Origin of the sequence: Fibrobacter sp. UWB16 (assembly GCF_900215325.1) — a bacterium.
GTDB lineage: Bacteria > Fibrobacterota > Fibrobacteria > Fibrobacterales > Fibrobacteraceae > Fibrobacter.
The window spans coordinates 171292-183620 of record NZ_OCMS01000003.1 but is presented as its reverse complement, the minus strand read 5'-3'; the positions used below and the strand labels follow the sequence as shown (position 1 = coordinate 183620).

At 50.8% G+C, this 12329-nt stretch carries 8 protein-coding genes; all 8 read right to left on the bottom strand.

What is annotated here, in order from left to right; all coding sequences use genetic code 11:
• Positions 1 to 22: 22 nt before the first annotated feature.
• Positions 23 to 2740 carry a helicase C-terminal domain-containing protein gene (locus CRN95_RS10595; protein WP_097020851.1) on the bottom strand — a complete coding sequence of 906 codons (2718 nt, stop codon included), beginning with the start codon at positions 2738 to 2740 and terminating at the stop codon, positions 23 to 25.
• 13 nt (positions 2741 to 2753) lie between these two features.
• A complete protein-coding gene (locus tag CRN95_RS10590) occupies positions 2754 to 4523 on the bottom strand; it encodes an Ig-like domain-containing domain (protein WP_097020850.1) in 1770 nt (589 codons plus the stop codon).
• A gap of 8 nt (positions 4524 to 4531) precedes the next feature.
• Entirely contained in the window at positions 4532 to 5881 is a 1350-nt protein-coding gene (gene lepB, locus CRN95_RS10585) for a signal peptidase I (protein WP_088631403.1), read from the bottom strand.
• A gap of 12 nt (positions 5882 to 5893) precedes the next feature.
• Complete coding sequence (locus CRN95_RS10580; RefSeq protein ID WP_097020849.1) at positions 5894 to 6658, bottom strand: LytTR family DNA-binding domain-containing protein; 765 nt, start codon at positions 6656 to 6658, stop codon at positions 5894 to 5896.
• A gap of 12 nt (positions 6659 to 6670) precedes the next feature.
• A complete protein-coding gene (locus CRN95_RS10575) occupies positions 6671 to 7096 on the bottom strand; it encodes a copper resistance protein NlpE N-terminal domain-containing protein (protein WP_088631405.1) in 426 nt (141 codons plus the stop codon).
• Between the two features lie 46 nt (positions 7097 to 7142).
• The gene (locus CRN95_RS10570) at positions 7143 to 8024 is read right to left on the bottom strand and encodes a formylglycine-generating enzyme family protein (RefSeq protein WP_097020848.1); all 882 of its coding nucleotides are present in this window, start codon (positions 8022 to 8024) and stop codon (positions 7143 to 7145) included.
• A gap of 33 nt (positions 8025 to 8057) precedes the next feature.
• Positions 8058 to 11441, bottom strand: coding sequence for a hypothetical protein (locus tag CRN95_RS10565; RefSeq protein ID WP_097020847.1), 3384 nt, complete (start codon positions 11439 to 11441; stop codon positions 8058 to 8060).
• Positions 11442 to 11553: 112 nt separating this feature from the next.
• Positions 11554 to 12258, bottom strand: coding sequence for a hypothetical protein (locus CRN95_RS10560; protein ID WP_235002991.1), 705 nt, complete (start codon positions 12256 to 12258; stop codon positions 11554 to 11556).
• Positions 12259 to 12329: the final 71 nt, after the last annotated feature.

The window sequence follows — 12329 nt, the reverse complement described above, 5'->3', positions numbered from 1 at the left end:
GTCCGGGGTGACAACGCAAGATTTACTTCACGAAGCGTTCGATGTCGGAGACGGAGCCTGCGATGCGCTGCTTGAAGTTCCAAATGCGGGAGAAGGTCTTGCCGTAGCGTTCGAGGATAACACGGTTATCCAAGATAAGGACCTTGCCGGAATCGGAATCGGAACGCAAGAGGCGACCCATGCCCTGACGGAGTTCGATGTAGGCTTCCGGGATAAAGTAATCCTTAAAGAAGTTCTTGTTGGCAGCCTTCATCTCGTTCGTGAGGCCGGCAACAAGCGGATCGCTCGGGTTCGGGAACGGGAGCTTCGTAATGACGAGCAATTTGAGCGCATCACCCGGGAAGTCCACGCCTTCCCAGAGACTCTGGCAGCCGAGCAAGCAAGCGCCGCGTTCCTTGCGGAACATCGCGACAAGGCCATCGAGCGAGCCATCGACATGCTGGCAGAGCAAGAGCTTGTTGCGTTCGGCAAATGCCGGGGCAAGCACAGCCTGAGCCTTCATCATCGTTGCGACACTCGTGAAGAGCACCATCGTGTTTTCTTCGACATTCGGGAGCACCTTCAAAAGCGTTTCGTTCAAGGCATCACCAAATTCCGGAGCCGAAGGCTTCGGGAGGAACTTTGCGACCATCACGGAGCGGCGTTCGTTCACGTCGGACTGTTCCGTATAGACGCGCACAAACGGCTGTTTGCCCAAGCGCAAATTGTCCATGCCCATCTTCTGCAAGAAGTACGTGAGGTCGGCCTGCACAGAAAGCGTTGCCGATGTAAACGTTGCAGACTTGATCCACGGATAGAATTTTTCTCTCCAGACATTACCGGAATGGAGCGGGAGCGCATGCAGCTTGATGGTATGCGGGTTGAACGGTTCTTCCATGTAGAAGACCCAGTCATTGCGGCCCGCCTTTGTAACAAATTCAAAGTCCGAAATGAAGTGGCTGATTTCAGTCATGCGGCTATCGAGATCGCTCACGATCCCATTGAGACCGTCCATGTTCGCTGTGGCAGCAACGAGCTTTTCGGCAAAGCCACGTGCATTATTGTACTGTTCGAGGAACGTTGCCGGGTCCGCTTCGTATTCGGCGAGGATGCTATTCGTGTACGTAAAGCCGCTGCGGCCATTCTTCTGCTTGGCAAGCTTCTTGCCGATTTTCATGAAGAAGCGGTGCAGAGCCTTTTCGGCCTCGCCCAGAGCTTCGGAAAGCTTGTCGCAGAGTTCGTGAAGTTCCGGCTGTTCTGCCGGGATACGGCTTGCAATTTCTGCAATGAGGCCATCGCCACCCGCCTTAGAAGGCTCAAGCGTCTTCGCAATGTTTCTGAATCCGAAGAACGAGATGGAGCGGCCAAACACCTGATTGCTGATTTCGGGCAAGCGGTGTGCTTCGTCAAACACGATGTGTTCGTAAGATGGGAGCAAAGCAAAGTCAAGCTGCAAATCCGAAAGGAAGAGCGAATGATTCACAAGCACCATGTTTGCATTCATGGCCTTGCGCTTTGCAATGAGCGCCGGGCAGTTTTCGTGATGCGAGTGATTTTCGCCGCTGCAGCAAGAGGCGCTGCACGAGAGCTTGGACCAAAGCACACGATTGCGGCTCTGGCTAAAGGAATTGCATTCGTTGATGTCGCCCGTTTCGGTCGTGAGGACCCACGGAATGAGCGCCATAAAGGAATCGCGTTCTTCGGCGGAGAGGAGCGTCTGCGGGTGCATCAGCAGTTCTTCGAACTTGCGGAGGCAAAGGTAGTTGTCACGGCCCTTCAAAATCGCCGGGCGGAGTTCGCCATTGTAAATCTTTGCAATCTGCGGGATGGCTTCGGTCCAGAGCTGTTCCTGCAAGGTGCGCGTTGCCGTACTGATGAGCACGCGTTCGCCCGTGATAGCCTTGTTCGCTGCAGTAATGAGGTAAGACAGAGTCTTTCCGGAACCGGTCGGAGCTTCGAGCACGCAGAGGCCGCCCTTGTACATGTTGCGTTCCATGACCGAGGCAAAATCCTGCTGGTTGTGGCGCGGCTTGTAATCATCGACGACAAACGAGATGAATCCGCCTTCCTTGAAGAACTCGCTTACGCGCGGAGCCTTGGACTTGGGCAAAGCTTCCAAAGCAGGAGCGGCAGGCAACTTGTACTTCGGAGGAGAAAGCTTTTCGACTTTCGAAGTGAAAAGCGTTTCGTAGTCGGAACCCTTGGCCACCATAGAAAGGGCGTCGTAAATCCACGGGTCCATCGTAGAAATCTTTTCGAGAGCCTTCACGAACAAGCGTCCGCATGCGTCGGCATCGGGCAAGGCACGGTGAGCGCGGCTACGTTCAATGTTCAATTCCTGCACGAGCGTATCGAGGCGATGGTTCGGCACATCCTGATATGCAATGCGAGAAAGCGTGAGCGAATCCCAGAACACGTGGGAATCGTAAGAAATCCCAACCTTCGTAAACGTCTGCTTCAGGAACTTGGAATCGAAAACGGCATTGTGCGCCACAATCGGGAGGTCACCGACGAAAGAGCAAATCTGGCCTGCAATCGTCGCAAAATCCGAGGCGCCTTCCAAATCGGCCTTGCTGATTCCAGTAAGCGTTTCGATAAAGGGGCGAAGTTCTGCAGAATATGGCTTTACCAGAAAATCAAGATTTTCCTTCGGCTCGCCATTTTCAAAGCGAACAAGCGCGACCTCGATTATTTCGTCTTTTTCGAAATCGAGACCTGTCGTTTCCAAGTCAAGCGCTACAAATGCAGGAATCTTTACCATCTTAATCCATCCTTTATGGCAATGCCGGAAGGTTCGGCATCAGTTGTTCTAAATCGTTTGCACCACTCTGAATCTTTAACGTATCAAGCGGAGCACGCCATGCAGAACCGTATTTGAAAGGCTGCAAGGACCCGCCATTTGGCAAATCCGAACCCTTTTCTGCATAATAATAGTCAATAATATAACCGCCCTCAACGAGATCGTTAAAGGCAAACACCCCATGAGCGGAGCACTTTGCAAATTCATACTTTCCAGTTTCTACAGACTTGAGGCGGACTATAGCGCCATCTTTTGCGCCAGGAATTTTGCCTACCATCGAAGCGAGTTTCAACTTGGAAACAGTCTCGAATGTGAGTTTATTTTGATACTTTATCTCAATGACCGTATCGCGGACGCCATTGCTGTCGGCTTTTGCCAAAGTGGTATCTTGATAGCCACGCAACAGGTTAAACTTGGAATCAGTCGGCCAAGGTTCGCTGCGTTCGACAACATAGCGAATCGGATCAATCTGCTTCACGGTAACCTGAGCCGTATCCTTGTTTTCGACGATAAAGAACAAATCCTCCAAGGAATCAAGTACCGGTTTATTGTAAATCACGACAAGCGAATCATCCGGGAAAGCATTTTTCGCCTTGCCCATAACCTTGACCGTCTGGATGGACGGAGGGAGCGTATCGCCTTCCATTTCCTTCCATTCGATTTCGGCATAGTTACGAGCCGTATCCAAAGCGCGGTTCAAAGAATCTCGACCGTTACGGCAAAGGAACTTGTACAAAACCTCATCTTTCGGCTTCGGGTCAAAGTAGAAACGTGGAACACTCGACGTTCCAAGATACACAAGTCGCGGATAAAGCGTATCGCCATTAGAAGAAGACAAATAGCAATTGGAGGTATCTGCAAAAGCGGAGTCAAAATACACATGGCGCGTAAAGCTTGCTTCAAGAATATTGGCATTCGGCTGCGAAAGCGTTCCCATTTCCAAAAGCGATGTATCCTGGTCGGCAAGAGCAATCCAGAGCGTGTCATTGGTCGATTCCGTGAGTGTCAAGTCCGAAATCCAGACGCCCGCCATTTCCGATGACGGCTCAATTTTGTGGTTGCCGTTTCCGTCCACAAAAGCAATCACGCGGTAAAGCCCCGCCTTGAGGCCTGTAAATGTGAAACTGCCTATGCTATCTGCAGCCGTGAGATAAAGCGGCTCTTCTTTCGTAAGCATCGGCAAGGAATCCAGAACCTTCGTAACCGTATCGCGGTACTTTTCGAGATAGCGTTTGGATTCACGTTCAGGGCCCATCAAGTAAAGTCCAACACTCGGATAAGCCTTTTTGCGGACAAGAGAATCCGGGACCATCACACGTCCGCTAAGCGTAAGCGAATCAATCGTAGCACCAGTCGAGAACACGACCTGGAACGGTTTCGCCAAAGCGTTTCCGCGCAAGTCCTTGATGCCACCTGCAAATGTCACGGTATAAGTCGTACCCGTATCGAGTTCTGCACGCGAATAGACCTCAAGAGTCTTGCCATGGACTTCGTAACGCAACTTCTTTTCAATCGGAGGCGAAATCGTGATAGCGCCACGCGGAACAGAAGCGTTGATCCACTCGTCAAATTCCAGTTTCACATAAAGTTCATTCGGGTGGTTCGCCGTCTTTGGCGCAGGCAAAACCCCGGCCACACGCGGCGGGAGCTTGTCTTCGGGCCCGCCTGTCGGAGCCACTTGCGTTGCGCAAGCGGCAATCATCAGGCACGACGCCAAGAAATATGCCACACTCGAAATCTTCATTTGCTTCTTTATTTGATCAAGTCAATAATCTTGCCTATGCGTGTGAAACGGATACGGAACGGGATGCGCCACCAAGTCAGCGGATTGCCAAGCGCAAACTTTCCATCATCATTTTCAAAGGAGAAGTAGATGACAAAAGCCTTGGCGCGGATGTTGCGGAGCGAAACCACGCCCCAGTAGCGGCTATCGGCGGAATTATCGCGGTTATCGCCCATCATGAAGAACTGCGGGTACTTCACGACATAGCGGTCAATCTTTTCGGAACCGATATAAAGATTGCGCTGGATTTCGAAATGATTCTTTTCGACAACTTCAGCAGAATCGGTAGAATCCTGAGCAGGAGATGCCACATTCAGGCGATTCACGTTCCCTTCAAGGTCCTGGAGAATCGAGCCTTCAAAAGACACATAGCTGACCGGGCGCGTAAAGCCGCTATTCAGCTGAGGATCATGCGGGTCAAGCATCGGCAAGAAACCGATCTTTGCAAGTTCCCTAAAGTAGCTGAACGGCATTGCACCAGACAACGTATCGCCAAGAGTCAGGCGCTGCTGAATCACAGTCTGGTTTCTCGAAAGCATGGCGTTGAGCAAAAGGCCGCGATCGTTTTCGACCGGGAATCTAAAGTCGTTGAAAACGTAATTGTTGTTTTCGCGACCATCGCGCAAAAGCGACAGAGACAAGTACACAGAAGAATCCGGATTTTCCTGAGCCACGAGCGAACGCAACCACCAGAGCTTCACCATCGGGAGCGAATCGACATAGAGCGTATCGCCAACAGAAGGCACCACGAACTCTTCGACTTCATCGCGCGGCGACTGGGTGCGGACACTGGCCGTCCACTTTCCGAATGCCGGGAGAGAATCCTGACGCTTGCCGTTCAAGAAAAGCTTACCGCCATGAATAGCGACCGTATCGCCGCTCACCGCGACGCAGCGCTTGATGTAATCTTTGGGGCCATCGGCATAATGCACAATATGCGGCTGATCCTTTTCAGGAGAATGGTCCCAATAATAGTTGCCAAGCATAAGCGCATTGAACAAGTGCGTGTAGCGCTTGGGATTGTTATCAGGATATTCCGGTTCGCCCGGATAGCGGAAGATGACGACATCGCCATGCTTCGGTTCGGCGTATCCCGGGAACTTCTGGTTCGAGAACGGAATCGGGGAACCGTAAGTAAACTTAAGACCCAGCAAGAAGTCGCCCGTCTTGAGGGAATCTTCCATGGAGCCACTCGGAATCTGGAACGCCTGAATGACGTACTGGATAACGATCAGCGCAAGGAGAACCGGGACAACAATTTCACGCGTAAAAGATTTCAAGAATTTCTTTGCTGATTTTTTCTGAGGTGTCTGTTCCATCAAAACTCCAAATTACAGACTCTTAACGGTCTTAACAAAATTACGGCTCACGGCAATCTGCGTACGGTTCTTATCGCGAAGCACGATACAAAGGTGCCCGCTATCCGTCTTACGGATTTCGGAGATGTAGTCTATCGCCACCAGGTGTGCACGGTGGACTCGGACAAATTGACGCGGATCGAGTCGCTTTTCAAGTTCCACAAGCGTCTGGTCAATCACGTACTGCGATGTGGTCGTATAAGCGGTCGTGTACTTTTCTTCGCTCTGGAAGCGGATGACTTCGTCCATGTTTATGAGCAGAATGCGGTCTGACTGTTTCACCTGCAAACGCTGCATGTAAAGACCGGTTGCACTCATCAGTTCCTTGAACTTGTCCCAGGAGAAATCGGCAGGAACGCCCTGCCCACTTTCAAGAGGCATGCGCTTGCGGAGTTTCGCCATCGTTCCCTGCAAACGTTCAGGGTCAATCGGCTTCAAGAGGTAATCGACGACATTTTCTTCGTAAGCGCGCAAAGCAAAGTTATCGTAAGCCGTCGTGAAAACAATAAGCGGAATATCGTCTTCGTTGAGCGTTTTCAGAACTTCGAACGCATCCATGTCGGGCATCTGGATGTCGAGGAAAACGACCTCGGGATCAAGCTCGTGGATTTTATCAATCGTCTGCGCACCCGAAGAGGCTTCGCCCAGAATTTCAATTTCACCCGAATACGCTTCGAGCAAGGATCGCATACGCACACGGGCCAGCGGTTCATCATCGGCAATTAACGCAGTAAACATATTTCCTCGCTCTCACTTAATCTTTTTATAGAATCGAACAAGCACCGCTTTCATGCCATCGGCATCACGATAAACATCGCCCATTTTCATAAAGGCAAGGTTTCCGACCCTATCGCGCTTGAACGCCCACTGGATAGAATTATCCGAAAGGCTCACCTTTACAATGCTATCGGCAAAGACGAACGTTCCGCGAAGCGTATCGACCTGCACAGAATCTTTCAATGTCTTTTGAACGATCTGGGCCGTGCCATCCTTGAACAAATCCATATCGACACCGCGCTGGTTACAATCATCACACGGCATACGGCCAGAATAAAAGCCAAAAACATCCGCAGGGATCTCTACGGGCGGCAAATCAGGAAGCGGTTCCTTCTTTTCTTCGGAACAGCCCACAAAAAGACCACAAAGCATTGCGGCTAGCGCATAGGCATACTTCATGCGCAATAATCTAAAAAATTTCAAACAAGACGAAAGGAACGAAGCCTTAAAAACCGGTAGAATAGACCAGTCTAAAGCCAAGAGTAGCCTTGGAATCAGCCGGGTCCAGCTTTTCGCGTACCTTCGGAGCAAGTTCGGTTACCTTGTCTGACCAGCCGCCACCGCGAACAATGCGATATTCGCCCGTTTTGGGACCCGTATAGTTATCGCTTTGTTTTTTAGGATAAGCGTCGTACCAGTCATTGACCCATTCAGCGACATTCCCGGCAACATCATAAAGGCCATAGCTATTGGGAGTTTTTTTCGACACTTCGTCAGGTCCGGAAGTTTGTCCATAATAAGCGTATTTAGACGCCTTGTCTTCACCCCAATAGTAAGTCGATGTCGTGCCGCCGCGGGCTGCAATTTCCCATTCATTTTCAGTCGGGAGCCTGATAGATGAAGCAGAATAATCGATCGTCAAATCGACCAAGGCAGAATCCTTGGTAATCGACTTGTAAACATAGGCTGTATCAAGCCCGGCCTGCTTAGAAAACGCATTACAGAAAAGGGCCGCACGGAACCAGCTTACATTGGACACGGCACGTTTTTCGCCCTCTTCAGACTGCGCCGGCAGCCCGTTCATAACAAATTCATAGACTTCTTGAGTCACTTCGGTCGTTGCAATCGTAAATGCATTTACGCCAAAGGAATTTACGCCACGCGTAATCGAAGACTTGGGGATTTTCACCCAGTCGAACATGCCAAAAACGGTAGGATCGATACGCGAAGAATCCGCACTTGCAGACGATTTGGAATCCGTACTTGCGGGCTTTTTTTCATCTATCGGGAAAATCTGTTCGCCCTCGACGGGATCGCCGCTTGCCGTACATGCATTGAGCATCAAAACAGCAAACGGCAACAGCCACAAACAAAGTTTACGATTCATGGTTTCGCCTCCTATTCGCGGTCTACTCTACCGCTAGCGGACAACACCGACGCGGTAAAGTTTCTGTTTTGTCTTTCCACTCTGGAATTTGACCTTCAGACGAGCGGTATAGACATCACTGCCGAGATTGCGCAAGTCGAGATTCGCCTGGTTCATGCCGGCAACACCATCCGGAATGTCCGTCTTGAACACGCACAGTCCTGTGATATCGTAAATTTCAAGCTTTATCGACTGCGGCTTTGCGCCAAGATCCATCCGCGCCTTCGCATTGCCACCGCGGACCGGGTTCGGATAAATAAAGAAATCATTGATTTCGTCTTTTGACTTTTTCGCATCGACATCGCCAAGCTTGGAAGCGTCAAAGAATCCCGTGCGTTCATTGCCGCCTGCAGGAATCGACCATGCAGCGGCATCACGTTCAGCACCATTGGCAGCCTTGTCCAGACGGAATGCAGAAACGCTGTTCCTATGGAACGCATAAAGTTCCGGGCCCTTGGAATCCTTGACCGCATCCGTTACGAAGATGCTCATCGGAACAATCTGCGAGAGAGAATCGATCATTTCAAAACTGCCTGCCGCAATCGGGAAGCGTTCAGAAATACGTTTACCCTTTCCGGTATAGGCATAGACAAGACCGTCATTCGAAGGCACCAGAATGTCGGGAATCTTATCGCCAGTCACATCGACAACGAGCGGATCGCTATGGAAACCGTAAATCGGGGCCCCACGGTTAATCGTCACCGGGAAGCCATCGACCGGAATGCCAAAACGGTCAAGCGCATAGACCAGGTTATCGCCAAGGAACACAATTTCAGGATAGCCGTCGCCATTGATATCGCCAAGCGCCATGCCGGACTTTTCGTCCTTGAGGCCACTTGTTCCACGAGAACCGCGCTTGTAATCACGGACCCATTCTGCCGACAGCTTGCCTTCGCCAAGCTTGACACTTGCTACAGTACCGCGAGAACCCAACATGACAGCCTCGACAGTTCCGTCGCGATCCAAGTCTGTACAAGCCACACGGAACGATTCATTCCTAACAGCGGAAACTTGCGCATAGCCCTTCTGCTTGCTGAAGCTCGGCTTTGCACCGGCATTGTTTTCGAGAGCAAACTTGCGCATAAAGATCTTACCTTCTTCACCGACAACGACGCCAAAGAATTCATCCTTGCCAACTTTGCAAAGCGCCATATCTTGCGGGTGCAAAAGATCTCCAGACGAGGTAAACGAACGAGTCATTTTATCCGTCAAGTTCACGGTCCAGAATCCGGAATCCGAAGCAAAGAACAGGTGAGAATTTGCAACAATCGGCCCAGCCGTAGCAGACTCCAGTTCCATCACGTCTTGCATCGGGACGCCCGCATTCAGGGATGTGCGGACCAACTTGTCCTTGTGCAGCGAGTAGACGCGATCGCCGTCGCTAGCAAGCCCGACAAGTGCACCGAAGCTCTGGCCCAAACGATACAGCGGAACCTTCTCATACAACTTTTTCTGGGAAAGGTACTTTTGCGAGATTACCGTATCCGCCATGAAAAGCGTATCGCCAAGGGCGTTCATCGCCTGAAGCGTACCATCTTCAGAGGCAAACACAATCGCCTTGCCCGTCTCGTCATCTTCGTAATTGACAAATACCGCACCGCGCACAGCAGTTTCAAGGCCTGCGTTTTTCGGGAACTTCGAATTTTCGATGCTGCCGTCATCAATGCTAATCGTCACGCGAATGACCGGAGATGCAAAGTTGACAACGCTATCGCCCATGAATGCATTTGCAGTCTTTTCGATACGAGCGTTTTTCGGAACCTCTACAGAAATCTTGATTCCAGTGTAACCGCCCTGCGTTGTCGCCGTATTGGCATAGCCTGTCGGAGAAATGGTCGTCACGGTATCCGTAGGTTTCTTGGACTTTGTATAACGAGCATGCGGAAGCAGGTCCGCACCGCTACCGAAGTCCTGGGTATCTTCGCCAAGGGCGTTCTTGAATGTTTTACCAATGCTCAAGACTCCATCGGATTCCACAAGCGAAAGCCCAAACTGGTGATCGCGAACGAGCTCGCCTCCCCACTGGTTTGCAGAGCCGTATTTTACGGATTCGCGCAAGTACCAGTCATTGACCTTCCAGACCGCAATACCACTTGCCGGGAGAGCTGCATCAAAGCTGTTCACGCCAAGCACAAGGCCGCTAGCCTTGTCCGGATTACGCTTGCACTTGCCCTTGGTGCAAATGCTGTCTTCAAAGACCGTATAAAGGCTATCGGCAAGGACCTTGCGGATTTCAGTCGTATCTTCATTTTGCTTAGCTTCGCCGAGATAGACTTCCACCTTGCCGTCCTTGTTCCATGAACGCTGACGGTTTTCGATAAGGAGATATTCGCTTGCGCTGAGAGGCACTTTCACGATTTCTGTACCGAGACCGCTACCCGCCGCCGCAATATCGACCGTCACCGGATGGCCCGCCGTCGGACGGACTTCCTTGACCTTCGACCAGCCCATATAGGAACGTTCCCATGCCGCAGGCAGTACCGGGAAGAACCCATTGCCCGCATTGTAGCCTGCAAAATCCATCATGTCGAAATAGCCAAGACGAGAATATCCCTTGACATCATCGAACGTATTGGGCATTCCAAGTTCACGGCCAATCTGGTTTACGACAATGCCGTTAATGCCCCAGTTGAGTCCATCCTGCGATGCCGTTTCACTCACGACCATGACAGATGTCACCGTGTCAATCGCAGCGCCCTTCAAGATAAGGCCATTTTTCAAGGAGTCCTCGGCAATGTACACTTCCGGAAGGGAATCGTTCTGCAAATAAGTCCAATATTCACGAGAAACGTAAATATCCAAAAAGTCACCCGGAGTATTTGCGCCCTTTGTCCCCATGCTACCCCCATCCGTCAGGCGGCTTGCACCTGCGTGGGCAATCATGAACACGCGCTTTGTATTCGAATTTTTGGGAAGCGGGTCGGCAAATGGGGAACCATCCTTAGACTTGTGCGCGGCCATGATGGCATCATACACAAAACGGATATAGTCATGGCTACGGGCTTCATCGTACTCGGCAGTCTTTTCGCCTTTCATCTTCTGGGTACGATTGTAGTCGATCATCGGCTTGTCGATTTCAAAAACAGTAGGCCAGACGGTCGCCTTGATATAAACATTGCCGCCACTGGCAGCCTGGTAATAGGCGTTCGCATATGCCAGATGCTTTTCCCAATAATGCACGCTCTTTCGGTTTTCCGAAGGGTCCAGATTATACGTCGCCGTATCGGAATCAAATCGCCCCGTACCGGTCGTCAGCGAATTGTTCGGCGATTCCTTCTGGAACTGCACTCGCAGCACATAAACATCGAGCGTATCCACGGCATGTGCCAAAGAGAACACGCCTAAAAACAATGCAAAAATCTTAGCATTTAACTTCATGATTATAATTTACTAAAAAAAGAACTTAGAACTTAGAGCTTAGAGCTTAGAACCTTCATTCTGAACGACGGAAGCCGCAAAGATCCCTATGATGTCGGGAAAAACGACGATATTACTCGCCGATACGCTGGTAAGTTCTCGGGATGTTAAGGCGCCAGGTGCCAGAACCAAAGGACTTGCCACGAGATACTCGCTTTACGCGGAGTTCGAGGAAGCGTTCCGATTCACGGACAAAGGAAATTTTCGAGGGTGTTTTTATGCCCGTGAATTCCTTATATTCTTCGATGTTTAACGTTTCGGTTTTACCGTCACGGCCAAGCGTTTCGAGCCAAAGGATTTCCCCATCCTTTTCAGCGTAGGTATAGTGGCGCGTCAGAACATCGCGGGCTTCGTGAATTTTTACAACGGAGGAATCCGAAATCACGGAATCGCGCACGGAAATTTCTTCAAGACCTTCGGGAATCACGCGACCTTCAAAGAGCCCCGCCACCTGGTGGATATGCACTAGCGGAAGCGACGGATCATTCAAGAGACCAACCATATAGCCAGCACCCTTTACGTACATTTTTTCGGTCGGGAATACCATCTGCCAACCTTCAGGCAACCACAAGAGCGAGGCGACACCTATGCCAAGCGACCCTGTGAGTTCCATGCGGTAGCGCTTGCCGGGCACAGAAAAGAGTACGGCATCCAAATCTTGCGACTTTCCATCTGGAGAATAAATGGTCAACGAGAAAATGGCCTTGAGACTATCGGCAGGGGTTTCGACATTCTGAACAATCGGAGATGTTGCCGGTTTTCCACCGGTACAGCCCACCAGAAAAAAAGCAAGACACAGGAGTAAAAAGAGTCCCCGCAAAAAGGCGCCAAATCTTGCCAAGGTCATAA